19 protein-coding genes, 1 tRNA gene and 2 pseudogenes are annotated in these 20,497 nt (G+C 40.3%); 9 read left to right on the top strand and 13 right to left on the bottom strand.

Annotated elements, in window-relative coordinates:
- Positions 1-10 precede the first annotated feature (10 nt).
- On the top strand, positions 11-2,233 hold the full coding sequence (locus tag ACMFNG_RS05050) for a DHH family phosphoesterase (RefSeq protein ID WP_011011512.1): 2,223 nt from the start codon (positions 11-13) through the stop codon (positions 2,231-2,233).
- Position 2,234: 1 nt separating this feature from the next.
- The gene (locus ACMFNG_RS05045; RefSeq protein WP_011011511.1) at positions 2,235-2,738 is read left to right on the top strand and encodes a CDP-2,3-bis-(O-geranylgeranyl)-sn-glycerol synthase; all 504 of its coding nucleotides are present in this window, start codon (positions 2,235-2,237) and stop codon (positions 2,736-2,738) included.
- Here the strand turns inward: ACMFNG_RS05045 and ACMFNG_RS05040 are convergent, their stop codons facing one another.
- Positions 2,739-3,299, bottom strand: coding sequence for an Era-like GTP-binding protein (locus ACMFNG_RS05040; protein WP_430515251.1), 561 nt, complete (start codon positions 3,297-3,299; stop codon positions 2,739-2,741).
- 58 nt (positions 3,300-3,357) lie between these two features.
- Here ACMFNG_RS05040 and ACMFNG_RS05035 point away from each other — a divergent pair, with 58 nt between their 5' ends.
- Genes ACMFNG_RS05035 through ACMFNG_RS05025 form a run of 3 tightly spaced genes read left to right on the top strand, consistent with a single transcriptional unit; the run spans position 3,358 to position 5,096 of the window.
- Complete coding sequence (locus tag ACMFNG_RS05035) at positions 3,358-3,669, top strand: hypothetical protein (protein WP_014835135.1); 312 nt, start codon at positions 3,358-3,360, stop codon at positions 3,667-3,669.
- A gap of 10 nt (positions 3,670-3,679) precedes the next feature.
- Positions 3,680-4,210: an HD domain-containing protein gene (locus ACMFNG_RS05030; protein WP_011011508.1), complete on the top strand. Its 531-nt coding sequence runs from the start codon at positions 3,680-3,682 to the stop codon at positions 4,208-4,210.
- Positions 4,200-5,096: an MraY family glycosyltransferase gene (locus ACMFNG_RS05025; protein ID WP_011011507.1), complete on the top strand. Its 897-nt coding sequence runs from the start codon at positions 4,200-4,202 to the stop codon at positions 5,094-5,096. The genes ACMFNG_RS05030 and ACMFNG_RS05025 overlap by 11 nt, the downstream gene beginning before the upstream one ends.
- On the opposite strand, the gene cas6 is transcribed toward ACMFNG_RS05025, so the two are convergent.
- From cas6 to ACMFNG_RS04980, 9 genes are all read right to left on the bottom strand, one after another.
- The gene (cas6, locus tag ACMFNG_RS05020) at positions 5,080-5,805 is read right to left on the bottom strand and encodes a CRISPR-associated endoribonuclease Cas6 (protein ID WP_011011506.1); all 726 of its coding nucleotides are present in this window, start codon (positions 5,803-5,805) and stop codon (positions 5,080-5,082) included. The genes ACMFNG_RS05025 and cas6 overlap by 17 nt on opposite strands.
- 70 nt (positions 5,806-5,875) lie before the next feature.
- Positions 5,876-7,129 carry a site-2 protease family protein gene (locus tag ACMFNG_RS05015; RefSeq protein WP_011011505.1) on the bottom strand — a complete coding sequence of 418 codons (1,254 nt, stop codon included), beginning with the start codon at positions 7,127-7,129 and terminating at the stop codon, positions 5,876-5,878.
- Positions 7,083-7,487, bottom strand: coding sequence for a DUF126 domain-containing protein (locus ACMFNG_RS05010; protein WP_011011504.1), 405 nt, complete (start codon positions 7,485-7,487; stop codon positions 7,083-7,085). Before ACMFNG_RS05010 ends, ACMFNG_RS05015 begins: the two co-directional genes overlap by 47 nt.
- Complete coding sequence (locus tag ACMFNG_RS05005; protein WP_011011503.1) at positions 7,487-8,644, bottom strand: aconitase X catalytic domain-containing protein; 1,158 nt, start codon at positions 8,642-8,644, stop codon at positions 7,487-7,489. The genes ACMFNG_RS05010 and ACMFNG_RS05005 overlap by 1 nt, the downstream gene beginning before the upstream one ends.
- A gap of 58 nt (positions 8,645-8,702) precedes the next feature.
- Positions 8,703-8,778, bottom strand: a tRNA-Gln gene (locus ACMFNG_RS05000).
- 142 nt (positions 8,779-8,920) lie between these two features.
- The gene (locus tag ACMFNG_RS04995; protein WP_011011462.1) at positions 8,921-9,595 is read right to left on the bottom strand and encodes a hypothetical protein; all 675 of its coding nucleotides are present in this window, start codon (positions 9,593-9,595) and stop codon (positions 8,921-8,923) included.
- 15 nt (positions 9,596-9,610) lie between these two features.
- The gene (locus ACMFNG_RS04990; protein ID WP_014835131.1) at positions 9,611-10,555 is read right to left on the bottom strand and encodes a sodium:calcium antiporter; all 945 of its coding nucleotides are present in this window, start codon (positions 10,553-10,555) and stop codon (positions 9,611-9,613) included.
- Between the two features lie 240 nt (positions 10,556-10,795).
- Complete coding sequence (gene cmr1, locus ACMFNG_RS04985) at positions 10,796-12,124, bottom strand: type III-B CRISPR module RAMP protein Cmr1 (RefSeq protein ID WP_014835130.1); 1,329 nt, start codon at positions 12,122-12,124, stop codon at positions 10,796-10,798.
- Between the two features lie 184 nt (positions 12,125-12,308).
- Positions 12,309-13,448, bottom strand: a complete 1,140-nt coding sequence (locus tag ACMFNG_RS04980) for an RNA ligase (protein WP_014835129.1) — start codon at positions 13,446-13,448, stop codon at positions 12,309-12,311.
- 125 nt (positions 13,449-13,573) lie between these two features.
- Here ACMFNG_RS04980 and ACMFNG_RS04975 point away from each other — a divergent pair, with 125 nt between their 5' ends.
- Complete coding sequence (locus ACMFNG_RS04975; protein ID WP_011011467.1) at positions 13,574-14,377, top strand: PIG-L deacetylase family protein; 804 nt, start codon at positions 13,574-13,576, stop codon at positions 14,375-14,377.
- Here ACMFNG_RS04975 and ACMFNG_RS04970 read toward each other — a convergent pair.
- The 3 genes and pseudogenes from ACMFNG_RS04970 to bgaS form a co-directional block, all read right to left on the bottom strand.
- On the bottom strand, positions 14,370-14,819 hold the full coding sequence (locus ACMFNG_RS04970; RefSeq protein ID WP_430515250.1) for a type II toxin-antitoxin system VapC family toxin: 450 nt from the start codon (positions 14,817-14,819) through the stop codon (positions 14,370-14,372). The genes ACMFNG_RS04975 and ACMFNG_RS04970 overlap by 8 nt on opposite strands.
- 2 nt (positions 14,820-14,821) lie before the next feature.
- Positions 14,822-15,031 carry a hypothetical protein gene (locus tag ACMFNG_RS04965; RefSeq protein WP_288072409.1) on the bottom strand — a complete coding sequence of 70 codons (210 nt, stop codon included), beginning with the start codon at positions 15,029-15,031 and terminating at the stop codon, positions 14,822-14,824.
- Positions 15,028-16,480 (bottom strand): annotated as a pseudogene (bgaS, locus tag ACMFNG_RS04960) (beta-galactosidase BgaS). Before bgaS ends, ACMFNG_RS04965 begins: the two are co-directional and overlap by 4 nt.
- Before the next feature lie 176 nt (positions 16,481-16,656).
- On the opposite strand from bgaS, the pseudogene ACMFNG_RS04955 reads away from it, so the two are divergent.
- The 3 genes and pseudogenes from ACMFNG_RS04955 (at position 16,657) to ACMFNG_RS04945 (ending at position 20,497) form a co-directional block, all read left to right on the top strand.
- Positions 16,657-18,548: pseudogene (locus ACMFNG_RS04955) on the top strand (ABC transporter substrate-binding protein).
- 38 nt (positions 18,549-18,586) lie between these two features.
- A complete protein-coding gene (locus ACMFNG_RS04950) occupies positions 18,587-19,579 on the top strand; it encodes an ABC transporter permease (protein ID WP_430515249.1) in 993 nt (330 codons plus the stop codon).
- 3 nt (positions 19,580-19,582) lie between these two features.
- Positions 19,583-20,497, top strand: a complete 915-nt coding sequence (locus tag ACMFNG_RS04945) for an ABC transporter permease (RefSeq protein WP_288072420.1) — start codon at positions 19,583-19,585, stop codon at positions 20,495-20,497.

Raw genomic sequence — 20,497 nt, 5'->3', positions numbered from 1 at the left:
GGTGATGAAAATGGCTGTCAAGGATTGTCCAGAATGTGGGGGAAGTGGAAAAGTTAAAGTTGGAGAAAAGGAGTGTTCAGTTTGTAATGGTTGGGGTTATGTTCCAGCTGACTTTAAGCTCACAGATCATCTAAAAGGATACAGAAATTTAGAGAACTTTGGAGTGGATGAAGAGGTAGACGAAATTCCTTGTCCAGAGTGTCATGGAAAGGGAACAGTTCCAGTTTATGACACTTGCCCAACTTGCGGAGGAACTGGAAAAGTACTTGCATGTGACATATGTGGAAAGGTTAAAGGCCCCTGGGAACCTGGGATGGAAACAACTTGGGTTTGTCCTGAGTGTGAAAGAAAGTTCAAAGTAGTGTACGTTCTTGACAATGCTTGTGATTATGAAGATGTGGAAATTGGAAGCTACTATAAAGGTGTAATTGACAGGGTAGAGAGGTTTGGAGTGTTTGTAAAGTTAAACAAGCACGTTATTGGGTTAATAAAGAAAAAAGACCTCTTAGGGAAGAGAGAATACAAGCCCGGTGATGAGATAATAGTGCAAGTTCTCGATGTAAGGCCTGACAAGAGAGAGATAGACTTTCTGGAAGCCCCTCTAACAAAATATAGGGAAGTTCATGTAAAGAAAGAGCTTCCAGTAACTCCAATTGAAGAGCTAAAAGAGGAACTCGCAGGTAGAACAGTAAAGATCAGGGGAAAGGTCACGCAAGTGCAGGTAACTGGGGGTCCAACTGTTTTTACCTTAACTGATGGAACTGGAATAACATGGGCTGCAGCATTTGAAGCTCCTGGAGTAAGGGCTTATCCAAACATCAATGTCGGCGACATAGTTGAGATCATAGGGAAAGTCTCATTCCACGCAGGAAGTATACAAGTAGAAGTTATAGACATGTACAGGCTCTGGGGGCCAGATGCTGCAGAAGTCAAGAGAAAAATTGAGGAAGAATTAGACAGGAGAGCCCAGCCAAGTGACGTTGGCTTCTTGGTTAAGAGCGAGGTTCTCGAGGCATTGAAGCCAAAGATCATGAAGGCGGCTTTCATGATAAGGAGGGCTATCTTCGAGGGTAGGCCAATAATTCTAAGGCATCACGCCGATACGGACGGATACACGGCTGGGGTAGCATTAGAAACTGCGATAATCCCGCTAATTGAAAAAGTGGCCCCAGATCCAGAAGCCAGGTGGCATCTCTTCAAGAGAAGACCTTCCAGGGCCCCCTTCTATGAACTAGAAGATGTGCTTAAGGATATCATATTTATGATGGAAGACCACATGAGATTTGGAGATGAGCTGCCCTTAGTTGTAATAGTAGATAACGGAGGAACAACAGAGGATATTCCAGCTTATAAGAGGCTAAAGGCTTATGGAGTAAAGATAGTAGTAATAGACCACCATGATCCAAGAGATTGGATAAGTGAAGACAAAGCTAAGGTTGATGAATACGTTGATGTCCATGTAAACCCACATCACGTGAAGCGTGGTTATTATGAGCTCACTGCAGGAATGCTAGCCACGGAAGTAGCACGTTATATAAACCCAGAGGTTGAAGATAGAATTAAGCACTTACCAGCAATTGCAGGAACGGGAGATAGGAGCAAGGCACCAGAATTCTACCAGTACTTGGAGTATGCAAAGGAGAAAGGACTCGACGAGGAAGACCTCAAAAAGATTGCTGAAGTTATCGACCACGAAGCCTTTTATTGGAAGTTCATGGATGGAAGGGGAATAATTGAGGAGATCCTTTTAATAACTGGGAACCTGCAGAGGCATAGAATGCTCGTTGAGGGAATTTACCCAGAAGTCAAAGAAAAGCAGGAAAAAGTCCTCAAAGCCGTCCTTCCTCATGTAAAGAGCGTCGTTCTTCCAAATGGCATTAGGTTTAACACAATTGATGTTGAGCTCTATGCTCCAAAGTTTGAGTATCCAAGCCCAGGGAAGCTATCAGGGATTATTCACGATCACTTCAAAGAACAATATGGAGAGGATTCGCCAATTCTAACCTTAGCCTATGGACCGGACTTTGCGGTTGTAAGAGCAAGTGATGGAATGGCCAAGTACAACTTTGACCTTAACAAGATAGTGAAGATTCTAGCAGAAAAACTCCCAGATGCTGGGGTTGAGGGTGGAGGACACAGCTATGCTGGTTCAATTAAATTCTTCGAAGGAAAGAGGAAAGAGGTTTTGGAGGCATTTGCAAAGGAGGTATTAAAACTAAAGGCTGGTGAATGAAATGCATCCAATTCTTGAAGCTTTCTGGTATATTCTTCCCGCATACTTTGCTAATTCTTCTCCAGTTATTTTAGGTGGGGGAACTCCTATTGACTTTGGAAAAACTTGGAGAGATGGAAGAAGAATCTTTGGAGACAGCAAAACGTGGAGGGGATTTTTAGGGGGATTAACAGTTGGAACGCTTATTGGAGTTATACAGCAAATAATTTATCCCTATTACCCTTCTCTTAGCCTGGCCTTCAAAGTTTCCTTTCTTTTGGCTCTTGGAGCCTTAGTTGGAGATCTAATTGGAAGTTTCATAAAAAGGAGGCTCAATTTGCCCCCAGGTTATCCTGCAGTGGGTCTAGATCAGTGGGGATTCCTAATTTCAGCACTATGCTTTGCATACCCAGTACATACAATTCCTACAGGAGAAGTTCTACTTCTCTTAGTGGTCACTCCTCTTATCCACTGGGGGACCAATGTCCTTGCGTACAAGATGAAATGGAAAAGTGTTCCTTGGTAATTACTTTGCATATTGGGCATAGTGAACAAGGGCCTTAAGAAGATCGTTAAATCCCTCATACGTGACTAAGGATAGGAGTATAGGCTTCTGTTCGAGTCTTTTCTCGACTATCTTTGCCAACTCTTCAACTTTCTCCCTGGGAACTAAATCAATTTTATTTATCACAACTATGATTGGCTTTTCGTATCTAAACTTGAGGATATAGTGAAGCTTTTCCATTCCTCTGTGAAGGCCCTTCGTTGCATCTATCATGTGAATAATTATATCAGCCCTTATTATCTCGTTTATTAGCTCTTTAAATGCTTCCTCGCTCAAGACTTTTCCCCTAATTTCTTTTTCTGGGTCAAATAACCCAGCTGTGTCTATCAGTACAAGCTCATCTGCCCCACCAAAAGGGTTCTTAATTGTCTTCGGCAACTTTATCTTTCCAAAAACTCTCTTTATTGTTCCCTTCGTGGTACCTGGAACTTCTGAGACTTCTGAGATTTTCCCTCCTAAGAGAGCATTCATCAAGGTTGATTTACCTACATTTTCAGCACCAATTATCGCAACCTTTATCATATTTCACCCCACAATTTATTCCAGCTTGGGGGATATAAAAGATAAGGAAGGGAGGAACATGAAACGGGTAAAATTGGGACACCACTTTTATTATATAGTGACTCCAGAGGAACTTAGAAATGGGAAATTCAAGGGGAAAAACATTGTCATTGAAGGAGAGATAGAGAACAAGCCTATCATAGAATTTTTACCTATGGAACTGCCGAGTTACAGAACAACTTTCAAGATCTCGGGCTTAAAAATAGAGTTTGCTGGAACCCCCTACATAAAGGCGGGGGAGAAAGTGAAGGTTTATGGAGTTTTTGTTGGAGATGGAATAATTGCAAGGGCAATTGAAACTAATGGTGCTGTGTATATAAGCGAAGAGTAGGGATGAAAGCATGATAGACCTAATCCTTCTAGCTGGAAAATTAAAACGAATTCCCAGGATGGGCTGGCTAATTAAAGGAGTTCCAAATCCAGAGAGTGTCGCCGATCATTCATATAGAGTAGCATTCATAACCCTCCTCCTAGCCGAAGAACTAAAGAAGAAGGGAGTTGAAATCGATGTCGAAAAGGCCCTAAAAATAGCAATAATTCATGACCTCGGAGAGGCCATTATTACAGATCTCCCCCTTTCTGCTCAAAAATATCTAAATAAAGAAGAAGCTGAAGCAAAAGCCCTAAAAGACGTCCTTCCGGAATATACAGAGTTATTCGAAGAGTATTCAAAAGCATTAACTTTAGAGGGACAGCTAGTCAAGATTGCTGATAAACTTGACATGATAATCCAGGCATATGAGTACGAACTTTCCGGCGCTAAAAACTTAAGTGAGTTTTGGAATGCATTGGAAGACCTAGAGAAATTGGAAATTTCGAGGTATCTAAGGGAAATTATAGAGGAAGTTAGGAGGCTGAAAGATGATCATTGAAAGCATTGTTGCATTTTTCTTGTCCCTCACACTAACTCCTTACATTGCATCTCTAATGAAAAAAGCCAACATAGTTGGAAGAGATGTGCATAAAGTGCAAGAAGTTCTTGTCCCGGAGATGGGAGGACTAGCACTTCTAATTTCGATTTCATTAGCTTCTTTTTTTACCAACATCCCTGGTTGGATAGTTTCAGTTTTTCTCCTTGTAGGGGTTGTTGGAGTCATAGATGACCTTGTAAACCTAAAGCAGTCACATAAAGTTTTTTTAACAATACTAGTTTCAATGCCAGTCCTCTTTAACCTGGAACGGAACTTTCTGGTTGTATTTAACCACAAAGTATATTTAGGCATCTTTGCCATAATTTTCCTTTGGCTCTATGTTCCATTTGTTGCAAATCTAGTGAACTTACTTGCAGGATTTAACGGTTTAGAGGTTGGATTATCATCTATAATTCTATTTGCCCTGTTTGTACTTTCCAAAAACATGAAAGAGCTCGCTCTTATAGGATTTTTTGCCGGCCTGGGATTCTTAATCTGGAATAAATACCCTGCAAAAGTTTTCCCAGGAGACACTGGAACTTTATCTCTTGGAGCTTTAATAGGACTAGTTACGATAACTTCTGGCCTTGAGACTCAAGCCACTATTCTCTTGCTTCCCCACATAATTGACTTTCTCTTAAAGATGAAGGTCAGATTCAAAGGAAAGTCCATTGGAAAAACAAAAGTCTTAGAAGATGGAACTTTGTTGCCCCCTCCATATACCTCTTTCCTGGGAATTATGATTAGAGCTTTAAACAAAGTTTGGAGAGCTACTGAACCCCGTCTTGTCCTATCTACATGGTTAGTAGAAATGTTATTAGCCCTTCTGGTTATTGCTCTTCTATAATCTTCACCATTCCAAATCCTAGATTCGTTTTTTCTCCAAATCCATTTTCGTACCCAAATTTTGCAATTTCTTTGGATCCATAGTATCTAAACACCATGAGAGATCCTCTAATGTATGAATCCTTGACAATAAGTCTCGTAGGCTTGAACTTTATGAGTTCAATTCTGAAGTCTTTATCTTCAGGTAAATCTCCCATAACCTCATGATATCTCAGGAGCATCACTTTTCTAAGCCTGTCTAAGAACAATTCATCGTGAGGATAAAGATCCCAATGTTTAAGCTTATCACCCTCAAATTTCACAGTTCTAACTACTATAGGGCTTAATGTTGAAAATATGTTTACATTTTTTATTTCTTTGCTCTTTAGAGCCTTTATGTCCGCAACTAAAAATCCTACATCGCCTATTTTAAATTCTGGGCTTTTTTCAATACCCTCTACGATTCCCTTAATTATCTCCTTGTTTGAGGATGAAATGTAGAGAGAGATATCATCCGACAAAATCTTTATTCCCTTCTCGGGTATTATCTCTCTCTTTCTTATGATTATTCTTGAAAACGTCCAATACCCGTGAGGGGATTCCAAAAGCTTCACTATTCTTGGTTCTATAGCCCCAGCCTTTTCGACTATTTGGGAATATAGCTCGTAGTTGTAGTTGAACGGAATCACTGGGTTATCTTGAAGTGGCAATAATTTTATCTCAATTCTCATCTAGTCCCCTCCCTTATTTCATGTTAAGCTTGTTTTTATTTCCAGATAAATAAAGATAAAAGATTTCCGCTCAGCTGGATGTTGAAAACGGAACTAAAGTTGCTGACGCTATAAATACTGCCCAAATTATAATGGCCAATACTTTTCTACTCCACGTAAGGGGAGTCACTTCATCCAAGGCCCCTGGGTTTCCTACCCTTCCCATAATGAGAATTAACAATCCCCATAAGAACCATCCTGGCCAAAGGTAGCTCAGTCCTATAGCTACAAAACCCAAAGCATAAGTTAGGACTCTGTGAACCTTTTCAGGAAGGAAGGCTCTCGCTATATGTCCTCCATCTAGTTGAGCCGCTGGAAGAAGGTTCAAGAACGTCACAAGGATTCCCACCCAACCAGCTATTGCCAGTGGGTGAAGGATAATTCCAAAGCCCTCCGGCACATCTCCAATGACCAGCTTTGACAGCCCATAGAATATCAAGTTCATACCAAAGTATATAGTTCCTTCCCCCTGAAGGTAATCGACGGGGACTAAGGGGGATAACCTAAGCCCTATTGCTGTAACGGGAATGGCGACAATAAGCCCAACAAGAGGACCACTAGCTCCAAGATCTATTGCGGCATTTCTGGTGGGAATTGGGGATTTCACCCTAATTATTGCTCCAAGAGTTCCAATAAAAGATGGAAATGGAATGAAATACGGAAATGTGGATTTTACGTTATGAATTGTGGCCGCTATTTTGTGTCCCATTTCATGACTTCCTAGAATGGATATTATTCCCAGGGAGAAGGCCAAGGCATTCAAATACAAATTTTTAATTCCTGGAAGGTTAAGGTCTTCAAGTGTTTTCACGTAATTTAAGGAGAGAATGTAGCCAGCAAAGAACGTACTTAGAAGTGTTAGTATGAACAAAGCAATTCCAACAAGAGGATTTTCTTTGTCTTCATATAATTGAGCTGGGAACACATAAAGAACTATTTTCCCCTCTCTTCTCTTAAGAGCAAGCCAATAGCCAAATTTTTCAGCTTCTCTCAAAACTTCCTCAAAGTTTTCAGTTTTTATTCCAAGAACCTCGTAAGCGTAAACTTCTCCCCTATGCTCAATTAACTCGCCAAGGTCATAGTGCTCTCTTAGGAAGTCCTCAAAGCTTGGCTTCTCCTCTTCCTCTATGTCAAGCTCATAACCAACAAGTATCATATCCCCTCCACAAACAGGACATCTGCCAGGAAGGAGAGGCTGGGTTTTGTCTAAAACTTCTCTATGCTTGCAGTTAACGCACTCATAAATCCCCCTGGGCAATAATCTCCACCTCCCCTCTCTCACCATCGACTCTTACCTTCATGCCACTCTTTAATTTTGAAATATCAATTCCAGTTACTAGGGGAATTCCTGCGATTATAGCGCCCACTGCCACTATTGCCTCTGCCTCTTCGACAATTATAGCTTTAGGTCCAGTCCCTTTCTTCGCGAGAGCATAGATTACATATGACCCAACAGTTGATCCCTTTCCCCTGGGAAATGCAAGTATCTTTCCTGTTATCTTTTCCCCTTGTATGTCGCTTTCAGGATCAGTGATTATTCCCGTGTTTGGATCCACTCCTCCTAAAAATGAAAGGGGCTTCCTTGAAACTACTAGTTCACCCTCTGCAACTCCCTTTACTATCCCCCTCCCTTTGAGCTTCATCATGGAGCCCCCATTATAATGTTCTCAGTTGTATCAAGAAGAACTTTTAGCCCAAAAGATTTTAGGTAAAATGCCGCCTTTCCGCTGTCCGTTGCTACCCCAGAATACCACTCCTTTATTGGCGAAACAACAAGACAAACGTCAGGTAAAAGCTTTCCGTTGTACCTTTCAATGATCTCGGTATATCCCAAGTAATCCGCCAAGGCTTTGATGCCCCGGCTAACTGTGATAAATAGAGGTATCTTCAAAGGCTTATCTCTCATTCTCAACAATTCAGCTATTTCCTTTATTTCCCTTAATGAAGCGTGAGGACACCCTAAGAGGATTATATCAACATCTCCCCAATCAACGGAGAATCTCTGCCTGACATCCTCTAAATCCTTTCTTCCAATTTCGATCTTTTCTATCTTGTCAACTATTGCCCCTCTCCACTCAGGGGTGGATCCCTCTACATGATACAATCCAACTCCACCGCTAGCTGCCATGCTTGCCCCTAAAGCTTTCAAGTCTTCGGTTGTAGGTGCTATTCCTCTTATGTATGGAACTCCATTCTCGACAATCTCTCCAATTTTATAGCCGAGAAGAGAATATTCTGTGCGAGATTTTAGCTTATCTTTTACTTCAATTATATGAGTAGCTTTTCTGTTCTCCTCTAAATGAAGTCCATAGTTGGGAGTTTTTCCCACAATTGCTGCAGCTAAGCTTGAGGGGCCTCCTTCCCTATTTGTCCTAGCCCCTAAAACAGAATTTGCAAAGATTACAGCAGAGCTTTCGCTCCAAGCTAGATGATCTCCATACTTTGGAAGGTTAGGCCCATAGTAGGGAGTGCATGTGGATGTAATTTCAACTCCCATCTTCCTGTAAAGTTCAATTATTTCCGCTTGCTTTTCCATAAAGTCTTCATCGCCAATTCCCGCTGGATTTAAGGTAGTATACACCGAAACTTTAGCTCCAGCTTCCACAAAGTCTCTAAGGAATTCTATTCCTTCATCGCCAATATTTTTATAGCTAACTCCTGCTATTTGAGCGCTTTTTATTGGTATTAACCTGTCTGCATTGTAGATATCACCCAGGGCAACAAGTATCTCCATGGCTTTTTGTATTGCAGGCCCATATTCTCCAGAAAGAGCTAGTTCTTCCTCTTTTGTTAGGTACATTTTCCCACCTAATAGAAGTTTAGGTTTTGACGTTTAAAAGATTTTTAAAAGAAAACGATGGTAGCCCCGCCGGGATTCGAACCCGGGTCGCGGGATCCAAAGTCCCGCATGCTTGGCCGCTACACCACGGGGCTATGCCCAATCACTGCTTTATTCATGCACTTATAAATTTTACGAAACAAAAGAAGCTCAATAATAGCCCACTAGTCTTCAAAACACTTCAAAAAGGCTCCACACGTTCAAAGGCTTCTTAAGTTCTCATTTTATTTTGGAAGATCAAAAAGAGAACTCCTCAACAGTGAACCTTTCTATTACTTCCTCGAGACCCTCTTCTGGAGTGTGAATAAACCCACATCTATCACAGACAAGCGCACTACCCTCTCTTCTTAAGGGAGAAAAGCATACTGGACATCTGTACTCCTCTCTTAAAAGGCTATCAAATATCTCATCTTTCATTACAAGAATTTTCAAGTCGTTTTCCCAATCTTCATGCACCATACCCCAATAGGGGAGAGTTAGGATTTCACTATCCCCTACTATCAAAGGATTAATTCCTATACTCCTTATTCCATGAGGAAGCTTTTGTGCTGGCTCAATTGAAACAACATGTTGATTGTAAAATTCCAGATATTCTGCCCTAATTGTTATTCCTTTTGATAATCTTGTCTTCAGTGGAAATACTTGAAGAATTAACTTTTCGTTTTCTAAATCCCAAGTTGCGGTTACTCCCGTCGATTTTCTCTGATAAAAGAGCAAAAATGCGTCTTCTTCCCAATTTTCAGAAAAGTGAGAGAAGCCAAGCTTCGAAAGTGCTTTTCGGATGAAGTTTGGCTTTGGTAATGAACCATAATTCAAAATATACTCCCCTATCCATCCAGCTAATGCCATTGAATATCCTAAATAGACCTGCCTCTGAACTCTCAGGTATGCTATACTCGGGAGTATCTTCATTTCAAAGAAAATTTGTCATTGAGGTATATACACTTTTCCCTGGACGAGGAGATATAGGAAATACATATAGATTGCCAAAAGTACTGTGGCAGTTTTCCTGCCAACTTTGTGATTTCTATATAAGGACACTGTTAATATTGCCATGACGAGAAGGGTTATCGGCATGACTATACTCCTTATAGAGTCATCCACGACAATTGGCCTTATCAATGAAGCAATCCCGATTACCATAAGAATGTCCAGAATATTTGCCCCAATTATGTTTCCGACGCTTATGTTGGGGATCTTTTTAAGCGTTGCAGTGAGGGAGTTTGCAAATTCGGGAAGAGAGGTTCCAATGGAAACTAGAGTAACTCCTATGATAACCTTAGGAACTCCCAGGGAAGTTGCTATCTCAACGGCACTATCAACCACAAGGTTTGCACCAAATATAACAAGCCCCGCCGACAAAAACAGAATCACAACATTCTTTATAACATTCCCCCTTTCCTGGGCGCTCAACTCTTCAAGGCTAATGTGCTTTTTATAGAGGTAGTACAAGAATGCGAAATATAGAAGAATTAATGTCAAGCCATCAATTCTGCTTATCACACCATCAAACATCAAAAGCCACGCGTAAATTGTGATTCCAAGCATTATGAGAGAATTCTTTGGTGCTATTTTGTCCACATTTAAAGGCATAATCATAGCAGAGACCGCAAGTATCAAAGCTATGTTAGCGAGAGCACTCCCCACAGCATTTCCAAGAGCTATGCTACTTTCACCCTTAAATGAGGAAATTGCTGAAACTGTAACTTCTGGAAGGGTTGTCGCTATACTGGCAAGAACAAGGGCAATCAAAAACTCACTAACACCAAATGATTTGGCGATTTTCGTGGCTGATTCAACAAATATATCACTACCTTTAACTAAAAGCATTAGGCCTACAACAAAGAGTAGAACCTCCACCAACATGTTCATTGTCCTACCCGTGAGAATGTTAGGAGAGGATTTTAAAAATATTGTTGCAAACTGTAGTCTACATATCCTTTGATTGCTCTATTTTGTACTTCTCTTCCTTTCTTAAAACTATAGAAACCAGCGTGTTTACTTAAGTCGCTCTTTTCGGGAGTTCTCTAAAAAGTTGTTAAGAAGAGATGTTTTTATTAAACTGTTGCTTGTAGTGCTCCTTCCGTTAATTACTGAGCTTAACTCAGTAATCTAGCTCTTTTTTGGCCAGAGAACTACGAATTTTCCCTTGTCACTATTTTGAACTATATTTTCAATCCACCTTTTGTAAAAGAGATATGCCGAATAGTTATCTTCATAAATGTATATTAAGCCTCTGGCTTTTGTTTTGTTGTCTTGTTTCTCAAAATAAAAGGCTCCCCTATAGTTGGGATAAAACTGATAAGCAAACACTGTGACTGTTGGGTATATTGTTCCATTTATATCAATAAGACTCAGCCAATATCCAGAGGCTCTTCTATGCACAATGTTATCTTTTTTTAGTTTTTTATTCTCTAGTGGTAAATCTCCTGACCAACCAGACACTGTCGTTCCGTAGTTTGCATATCTTATTGGCAACCCAAGATAGTAACGTTTTTCTTTTAGAGGCTCAGAGTTGACTGTCTTAATTATACTGTCCTCTTTGACTTTCTCAAGGGCATGAGACAGAGTGTAGTCAGCAAACTTGAATCTGAATCCGTCAATGAATTTTCTACCCCTTCTTCTACCCAAATACCAGCGACCAAAATTATCAAGAGCTTTTATCCACGTTTCTTTTTTACCAGAAGCAGCCCACTCTTCATTTGTGAATACTAATGAATTTTCTTGATCAAACGTTGGATAGTTCGGATAATGCTCCTTTTCCCTACCACTCTGCTCAAATTTAATATCCAACTCTCTAATAGCTTTATTAAACTGGGAAACAACATTAGAAAGTTCCTGGGAGAATTTTTTCAGGGAATCGAATTTAGTGAAATTTAAAGTAACATCTCCCTCAGCATTTGTTACTTTCAAACTTCCTGCCCCTCGTCTTGCTCGAAAACCAAAACCTCCGAGGTTTATTGTCATCCATAGAGAAGCTTCCGCTAGACGGAAATATCTTTCATCAGTAGAAGATAAGGAAATACTAAACTTTGAGCCTACATCAAAGTATTCGAAACGAGTTTTTATATCTATTTTTTTAGTTTTTCTATTTCTGCGTTTGTCTAACACTGAAAAGAAGAAATAATCAACATATTCTGACCATACTATAATGGTTTTATCTGCCCAACTAGAAGCTTGTCGGTATATATTTCCTTTCTTAACATCTTCAACTTCAGCTCGAACAAAAACTCTGCTTTTGTTTCTAGTAGAGCCAAAAATCTTTTCCTCTACTTCTTTGAGAGCTTCTATATTATTCCCAAAGTATCCTCCAGCCAAAGCCCTGAACCACCACCTCATAACCCCTTTAACACTAGCAGAGCTAAACTCAGGACTTCTAGCATCAGCACCTCGCATGAAGAGTGGGGTAATTGCTTCAAGATCAAAAATTGCCTCATACATTGGCATCCCTCCATGAGAGCAGAGCAATGAAATGTGTACTACTACAATTAAGTTAAAATTATACTATAAAAATCTTCCGGCAAATGTTCCACTATTTAGGAATATATTATAATCCATCAATAGAATTCCATCACAATATAATCACAGAGTAATTAAAAAAAATTTAATAATTAAGGAAGGCACATTAATCAACGAATGCCTTCCCCCCTATGAGGTCTCTTATTTCTCTTGTAGCTTCAGGATAAACTCTCTTGAATGTAACTCTCCATCCTCCCTCTATCTCCTCAATATCCTCTATCTCTATTTCCAACCCTAGTTTTTCAAAGTGTGTTACCATCTTATATGCTGTCTCAATTTTTCTAACTCTAACTCTGAATCTCTCTGCAATTACATCTCCCTGGGTAACGTCGTGAATGGCCTCAACAAGAGGTTGAAGCAGAGCTTTCCCAAGTTGCAATGCCAAGTTATGGAGTTCTTCCCCCCTAATTTTCTTTTCCGCTATGTAGAAGGCTAACCTCGAAATTCTGCTCGTGAAGTACCCCCCAGGAAGCTCGTAAAATACTCTTGCCCCTATTTTTATATCGTTAATATTCGCATAAGGTGTCACGTACTTTACAATTTTCTTCATGTCTGGACTTTTCATAACTATTCCTTCTCTTCCTTCCCTGCTGAGCCTCTCAATTAGCTCATAAAGATCATCTATGTCCTTATAGGAATACCTCCCAAAGACTTCCACGTGATTTATTCCATACTCCTCGGCGAGCTTGAGCCTCTCCTCTACAGGCAAACTACTACCTGTTTTGATGTCCTGTATATCAAATAGGAAGAATTGTATGTCCTCTTTTACATATGGAGGTCCTTCCACCAAATAGGGACTTTCAGGGCCTGCCATTTCCCCAACTAATACCAAATCCTTATGATCTTTAAAGAATTCTTCTGGAACGAATTCAGCAATTCTTTCGGTAGTGTAAGGACAAATAAATCCTCCCCTAGTTATTCCGAGAATCCTATCTTTGAACTTCACAACTCTAACATTGTACCCATCAACTTTCTCCTCAACGTAGAACTCAGAGGACTTAAAGATTTTTCTAACTCCAGCTGAAAGGTTTACAATCCTCTTGATGTGAGGAAAGCCAAAAACAGTTGTCCCGTCTTCAAAAAGTACAGTTCCCCTCCTCAGTTTTCCAACTGAATTCTTAAACCTAAGATATCTAATGCCTTCAAACTCATCCTCCATAATTCCGCCCCTAGCTTCAAGAATCTCTACTTTATCTTCGGGAATTCCCAGGGTATAAAGGAGCTCCTTAAACTTCGAGCTTACCATATTTTCCACCCTAATTTAGAGTTCTCGAAGAAGATTTAATAATGTTCCCTATAATAGTCAATATTGTTATGAAATATGAAAGATTTATAAAGATATGAAAAATTATATTGTAGTGGTGGCTTGCTATGTTTGAGAATGTAAGTACATTCGAGGAGGCATTTAATAAGCTACTTAAAGAAGTGCTGGAATTTAACCTGGAGAATCCCTTTGAAGATGCTAAAAAAGTTATCTGCATTGAGCCACATCCCGATGACTGCGCCATAGGAATGGGTGGAACTATAAAAAAACTTTCAGATGAGGGAGTTGAGGTAATCTACATCTGCATGACTGATGGATACATGGGAACTACTGATGAGAAGTTATCTGGGCACGAATTAGCCCTTATAAGAAGAAGAGAAGAGGAAGAAAGTGCAAAACTTCTGGGAGTTAGAAAGATATACTGGCTAAATTATAGGGATACCGAACTCCCATACTCCAGAGAAGTTAGAAAGGATCTTGTAAAGATAATAAGAAAAGAGAAGCCAGATGGTGTCTTTGCTCCTGACCCTTGGTTACCATACGAATCTCATCCAGATCATAGGAGAACAGGATTCCTTGCAATAGAATCTGTAGCATTTTCACAACTTCCGAACTTCTCAAATATCGATATAGACATCGGCCTAAAGCCGCACTCAGTGTCCTTTATAGCTCTCTATTACACTCACAAGCCGAATTACATCGTAGATATAACTGACCTCATGGAGTTAAAGCTGAAAGCAATAAGAGCTCATAGGAGTCAATTTACAGACGATATTTGGGAAACGTGGGAACCTTTCTTGAGAACCGTGACCATGTTCTATGGAGAGAAGATAGGAGTAAGATATGGAGAGGGATTTAGAGTAATGCCTGGGTTGTTCTATCACATAACGCCATTTGCTGATCTCATATGAGTTCTTTCTCCACCATTAATTCTACTTCTTTTACAAATTTGTCCAAGGGCATTGTGTCTAGACCAAATCTCCTCATAGGCTCGTATCTTTTTGAATCATCGGTTATTAGTAAACTCTTTGTATATATCGCCGTTGCTGCTGTCAGTACATCTTCTATATCGGGCATCATGCCCTTTCTCATTAAATCTGCTTCAATCTGAGCGGCTTTTATGGCTATCTCCTCGTTAAGAGGAACTATGTTGTAGATATCCTTTAACACATCTAGCTCAAGTTCAATGTTCTTCTTTAGGTATGCCCTTACAGTGAGGTAGCGGTATACAGTAACTATTGACAAATTTACGGTAAACTTTGCTAACGTTATCTCTAGTATTCTTTTCATACTTTGGGAGTGCATTTTTATCAAGGCTGGACTATCAAAAGTTATATCTGGTGGGAGGGGCATTTTTAACTCCCCTTCTTTTTCTTTAGCATGGTGATTAAGGTTTCTGCTTCTTCGTCATTTAGTATTATTTTATCGACTTTTTTGTCCAATTCAACGAGATGCCAAGTCTCTATTAGTCTTTGCAGGACTTCATCATATGATCTGGCTTCCATTTTGTCCTTAAGCATCTTAATTTTTTTCCACGTAGTTTCATCGACTGCTATTGTCTTCATTCAATCCCCTCCGCTACAATCATTTTATATGTTTCAACACTTCTCCTTCTTGGAATTCTTTCTTTAGTTATTAGATCTACTTCGTATAACCCAAATCTAATTTTAAATCCCATAGCCCATTCATAGTTGTCAGTCAGTGCCCAGTGGAAGTATCCTCCCACCTTTATTCCATTTTCTATCAACCTTTTAACTTCTCTAACGTGGTCAACAATGTATCTTGGCCTTAGTATATCTTTTGAATCAGCAATACCATTTTCTGTTATGAAGATATCCTTTTTATATTCTGCAGCTTCCAGAGTAGAATCATAGAGACCTTGGGGAAATACCTCCCAACCAAAATCGCTTGTTGGATTATTATCTGGTGATATGCTGTTTGGATTTCCAGAGTATCCGTACCCTTCAACTCCAACAAATGTAACTAATGGCAACTCTTCATATTTTGGTTCGATGTGCTTAACAACTTCTCTGGTGTAATAGTTGTTTCCAATCCAATCATTTCTCTTTAAGTGTGGGATTTTGGTGTATTCACCTGTAACTTCTAGGTCAACATTTCCTCTATTTACCGCCTCTAAGAACAACCTATTGTGGAAAAGATCATAGTTCTCTGCGGCTTTTACATGCTTGGGATCATTTGGATCAAATGGATACGCCGGAATTATGTTGAGGATTATTCCAACAGGTTTAGATGAATATTCTTTTATTGCATCATATGCCCTAGCATGAGCCACTATCTGATTAATTATCGCTCTTTTGGCTGCAGATGGATTAAGGATCCCCGGAGGCCAGCCAACGTACGGTGCCAAATACCCGAGCTCAACTGTTACCATCGGCTCATCAAATGTTGCCCAATAATCAACGTATTGATCAAACTTCCAAGCTACATAGGCAACATATTTTACAAATTCCACTATTGTTTTCTCATCTACCCATCCCCTTGCCCTAGCCTTCTGAAAATTTGCTCTAACTGCTATTGGATCGTGGATCCATATTGGATTAGTCTGATGATTTAATGTAACGAATGTTGTGAATCCAAGCTTTTTTAAGTTTCTTAAAGACATTTAGGTAGTGTTCTACTTCCCTATGATTAGCGAGTTGGTCAAGTTCCTCCAGGTTTTCTTTTTTTATCTTTATCCTTTTTATCAGCCCATACCCATCCCTCTCAACCTTAACATCTACGCTAAAAGTAGGGCATGGAAAAATTCTGCTCCATTCTATCGTTAATTGGTAAGCGTTTAAACCTAGATCTTTGGCCAATCTGTGGTCTATCTCATAAAGGTCATAGTTGTTTATTCCTTCTTCAGGTAAATCTCCACTGACGAGCTCATTTTTAATGTTGTATGGGTCTCTGACCCAATGCCACCAATCACTTCTAGTGTCTATGTTTTTTCTATAGGGATCTCCCATTTCAAACTGGAATGCCGATTGAACGACTCCCCAGTAAAATTCCATAAACTTCCCCTTACAGAATTATATGTTTCAGTGTTTTTATAATTTTGCATCTTCCACCATATTAAATCTAGCTATAGGACTTGGCACGTTCAATCCTTACCTAGTTATAACCAAAAAGTTTATATAGGATCTCAATTTTTTATAAATCTGACTAAATTATAATGAGGTGACATGCTATGAAGAAATACCTTGCTACAGTTTTAGTTGCTGCCCTAGTTTTGAGCAATCTTGGAGTAGTTCTTGCAGCAGAAGAACTTCCAAGAGAAGAAACACTGTATACCGCCAATAGCTCCCCGCCAACCAATGCAAATCCCCTTCAGGGGAGTAACATAATACCAATAGCCGGGTTGGTGTTTGAACCACTGTTTATGTTGAACTTCATGAAAACAGACTCATTCCTTGGCTTGCAGACTATGGAAAGTGGGTAAACAACAATGTATTTGAAGTTAAGCTAAGAGAAGGAACTAAATGGCAAGATGGCAAGTCTTTAACAGCTAATGATGTTAAGTTCTCATTTGAATACTACGAGAAAGTCGGACTTAAGGACTGGTCAAGGTATGGACTTACTGAGATTAAAGTTGTAGACGACAGAACAGTACAATTTGTTTTTAGTGGGACTCCAAACGTCTGGGCATGGAGAAACGAGCTTTATAGTGTTTTAATTCTTCCAGAACACATCTTCAAAGATCTCGATCCCCAACAGGTCACCCAGATGACATTCTTGGGAGCTGAGCAAAAATACTTGGTTGGTTCAGGGGCATATAAACTTTACAAAGTTGTCGAACAACAAAAGGCAATATTCGTGAGAAACGACGATTGGTGGGGTGCGAAGTACTTTGGACTACCAAGTCCCAAGTACATAGTCCAGCTTTACGTTGGTTCAAATGATCAAGCAGCAAACATGTTCCTTAAGGGGGATCTTGATGTAGGTACTTATTACGTGGATATAGTTGAACTCAAGAAGCAGAACCCCTACATAGTCAGCTGGCTCGATAGGCCACCCTACTTCCCACCCGTTGTTCCTGTTATCATGTATTTTAACGTTAAGCACAAGCCTCTAGACAATCCACTTGTAAGAAAGGCCATAGCTGAGGCAATTTGTCCCTCTCAAATAGTCAAACAAGGTCCAATCAGTGACCTCCCAGACCAAACTCCACTGGGTAACGTCATGAAGCCATGGAAGGAGAAGATAGGGGTTAGCCAGCTAATTGAGAAGTATGGATGGAAGTACTGTAACCCAAGTGAAGCCGCTGAACTATTAGACCAAGCTGGAATCAAAGACATTGATGGAGATGGAATAAGGGAGTATAATGGACAGGATCTTGTTCTAACATTTGCCGCATGTGGAGTATGTAGTGACTGGATGCAGGCTGTAGAAATTGTAGTTAACCAGCTAAAAGCAGTGGGAATAAAGGTTGACGTCAAGAAGTACGATTGGGGAACAATGGTTAGCAAGCAACAAGCAGGTGAATTTGATTTAACAATGCACTGGGCTGGAACGTTTAAGCCCGATCCATACAGCGTCTATTACGACCTCCTCTACTACAAGAGTGACCAAGAGAAGGGTGGAGCAAACTTTGGCAACTACTACAATTCAAAGGCAAATGAGTTGCTCGATGAACTTGCAAAGACACCAGATGAAGCAAAGCAAGTTCAACTTCTTGCCGAGCTGACAAAGATATGGCTCCAAGACATTCCAGCAGTCCCACTCTACATGGGTACATTATTCTATGAAGCAAACACCCAATACTGGGCCAACTGGCCAAATGAAGACAATCCGTATGGTGTACCCATCTTCTGGCCAGGCTTTGGTACCTGGGGTACAGCTCTAGCCTTCCTGGGAGTTAGACCAGCAAAAGCAGTAAGCCCAACTACTTCCACAGTTATCCAGGAGAAGACCGAGACAGTTACCCAGGAGAAAACTAAAACAGTAGTTCAAACCGTTACAGTAACTCAAACTCCAACAGAGACTGCAACGTCACCAACAGAAACTGAAGGAATTTGTGGGCCCGCAATTTTAGTAGGTCTAGCTGTAGTCCCACTCCTTCTAAGAAGGAGGAGGCGTTGAGTTTCTTCTTTTTCTAAATTTTTCTAGGGGGGAGTGTTATGGGGTTTAAAGAATATCTAAAGAGGAAAATTATTGTTTACCTCCTGACGTTTATTTTTGCTGTAACTTTAAACTGGTTACTTCCCAGGCTCATGCCCGGGGATCCAATTCAAATTATGATTAATTCTGCCTTAGGATTATCTCCCCAAGAGAGGGAAATATTATTGAGATTTTATGAAGAATTATATGGATTAAATAAGCCCCTTTACGCTCAGTTTGTTAGCTTCTGGGTGGCCCTCTTCAAAGGGGATTTGGGATACAGCATACTTTATAGAGCTCCCGTTTCAAGGTTACTTAAGAATGCCCTCCCATATGACATTGCAATTTTGTTCCCAGCTATAGTATTAAGCTGGGTGATAGGAAACTGGTTGGGGGCACTAGCAGGCAAGAACAAAAGATACGACACATATATGATGCCCCTATTTTATTTCCTAGCCAGCATGCCATACTTCTGGTTTGCAATGCTCCTCGTATACTTCGTTGGTGTAAAGGCAGGAATCCTTCCTTATCAAGGGGCCTACAGCCCTAACCTAGTTCCAAGCCTTTCTCTAAGATTCATCGTGGATTTCCTCAAACACTGGATAATGCCATTTCTCAGCTTATTTGTCGTAATGATTGGCAGCTGGGCAATTGGTATGAGAAATATGATAATATACGAGTTAGAAGCAGATTACGTAAGATACTTGGAGGCCCTTGGAGCAAGTGAAAAGCTAATGACAAAACATGCATACAAGAATGCAATTCTGCCTCAAATTACAGGACTTGCGCTCCAGCTCGGTTTAATGGTAGCAGGAGCGATAGCTACTGAGATCGTCTTTAACTATCCAGGAGTGGGGGTCCTTTTAATGAGAGCTGCAATGAGCCAAGACTATTTTCTTCTCCAAGGGGGTTTTCTAATGATCGTAATCTCAGTTCTCGTCGCCAACTTCCTGATAGATATCGTCTATGCCCTCATTGACCCACGTGTTAGGGCTAGCTATACGGAGGGATGATGAATGGAAACAATAAAGCTTGCCTTCAAAAATAACAAATTCAAGTTTGGATTTGGAGTATTGATGGCATTCATAATCTTTGGACTAATCGGCCCACTCTTTACATCATTTGCAAGTGATGGGTTGTATTATGAACAAGTGGGTAAAATCAAGATTGCCTCTTACTCAACTAAAACTCTTCCTCCAATGACCAGGGAAAACATAACTACATACACTGGAAAAAGCGTCGAAGTCCTGCACATCCTGGGAACAGATAAGGAAGGAAAAGACCTCTACGCTCAGCTCGTCTATGGCCTCAGAACATCTCTATGGATAGCGTTTTTAGCCGCAATAATAGGGACGCTAATGGGAATAACAATAGGTTTTGTCTCAGGTTACAAGGGAGGTCTAGTAGATGAAATCTTAATGATGTTCGTCAACATAATGCTGGTAATTCCCTCAATAGTACTCCTAATCCTAGTGGCCGCTTATCTTGAAGCTAGAAGCCCCGAAATTCAAGCCCTTATAATAGGATTAACAAACTGGCCATGGGTAGCTAGATCAGTTAGAGCACAAACGCTCTCGCTAAAGAATAGGGAATTCGTCCACCTCTCTAAGATAATGGGACTTGGAGATCTCAGAATAATAATGGAAGACATTCTTCCCAATATGATCTCCTACATCTTCATGGCTGGGATCCTCCAAGTTAGTGGAGCAATCTTGGCTTCAGCAACCCTAGATTTCATAGGACTAGGACCAACAACTATGGTCTCCCTGGGAGTAATACTTCAAAAAGCAATTATGCACAACGCCCTTCAGTTCGGCTGGTGGTGGTGGTTCATTCCACCAGGATTGTTTATAACTCTCATAATCACAGCGTTGTTCTTTGTGAATCTCGGTCTTGAGGAGGTGTTTAATCCGAGGTTGAGGAGGGAGTGA

The organism is Pyrococcus woesei (genome assembly GCF_050496105.1).
Classification (GTDB): domain Archaea; phylum Methanobacteriota_B; class Thermococci; order Thermococcales; family Thermococcaceae; genus Pyrococcus; species Pyrococcus furiosus.
This window is presented reverse-complemented; position numbering and strand designations above follow the sequence as displayed.

Coding starts and splice junctions, on each gene's coding strand:
- ACMFNG_RS05050 (WP_011011512.1), top strand. CDS start 11: ATGGCTGTCAAGGATTGTCCAGAATGTGGGGGAAGTGGAAAAGTTAAA.
- ACMFNG_RS05045 (WP_011011511.1), top strand. CDS start 2,235: ATGCATCCAATTCTTGAAGCTTTCTGGTATATTCTTCCCGCATACTTT.
- ACMFNG_RS05040 (WP_430515251.1), bottom strand. CDS start 3,299: ATGATAAAGGTTGCGATAATTGGTGCTGAAAATGTAGGTAAATCAACC.
- ACMFNG_RS05035 (WP_014835135.1), top strand. CDS start 3,358: ATGAAACGGGTAAAATTGGGACACCACTTTTATTATATAGTGACTCCA.
- ACMFNG_RS05030 (WP_011011508.1), top strand. CDS start 3,680: ATGATAGACCTAATCCTTCTAGCTGGAAAATTAAAACGAATTCCCAGG.
- ACMFNG_RS05025 (WP_011011507.1), top strand. CDS start 4,200: ATGATCATTGAAAGCATTGTTGCATTTTTCTTGTCCCTCACACTAACT.
- cas6 (WP_011011506.1), bottom strand. CDS start 5,805: ATGAGAATTGAGATAAAATTATTGCCACTTCAAGATAACCCAGTGATT.
- ACMFNG_RS05015 (WP_011011505.1), bottom strand. CDS start 7,129: ATGGTGAGAGAGGGGAGGTGGAGATTATTGCCCAGGGGGATTTATGAG.
- ACMFNG_RS05010 (WP_011011504.1), bottom strand. CDS start 7,487: ATGAAGCTCAAAGGGAGGGGGATAGTAAAGGGAGTTGCAGAGGGTGAA.
- ACMFNG_RS05005 (WP_011011503.1), bottom strand. CDS start 8,644: ATGTACCTAACAAAAGAGGAAGAACTAGCTCTTTCTGGAGAATATGGG.
- ACMFNG_RS04995 (WP_011011462.1), bottom strand. CDS start 9,595: ATGAAGATACTCCCGAGTATAGCATACCTGAGAGTTCAGAGGCAGGTC.
- ACMFNG_RS04990 (WP_014835131.1), bottom strand. CDS start 10,555: ATGAACATGTTGGTGGAGGTTCTACTCTTTGTTGTAGGCCTAATGCTT.
- cmr1 (WP_014835130.1), bottom strand. CDS start 12,124: ATGTATGAGGCAATTTTTGATCTTGAAGCAATTACCCCACTCTTCATG.
- ACMFNG_RS04980 (WP_014835129.1), bottom strand. CDS start 13,448: ATGGTAAGCTCGAAGTTTAAGGAGCTCCTTTATACCCTGGGAATTCCC.
- ACMFNG_RS04975 (WP_011011467.1), top strand. CDS start 13,574: ATGTTTGAGAATGTAAGTACATTCGAGGAGGCATTTAATAAGCTACTT.
- ACMFNG_RS04970 (WP_430515250.1), bottom strand. CDS start 14,819: ATGCCCCTCCCACCAGATATAACTTTTGATAGTCCAGCCTTGATAAAA.
- ACMFNG_RS04965 (WP_288072409.1), bottom strand. CDS start 15,031: ATGAAGACAATAGCAGTCGATGAAACTACGTGGAAAAAAATTAAGATG.
- ACMFNG_RS04950 (WP_430515249.1), top strand. CDS start 18,587: ATGGGGTTTAAAGAATATCTAAAGAGGAAAATTATTGTTTACCTCCTG.
- ACMFNG_RS04945 (WP_288072420.1), top strand. CDS start 19,583: ATGGAAACAATAAAGCTTGCCTTCAAAAATAACAAATTCAAGTTTGGA.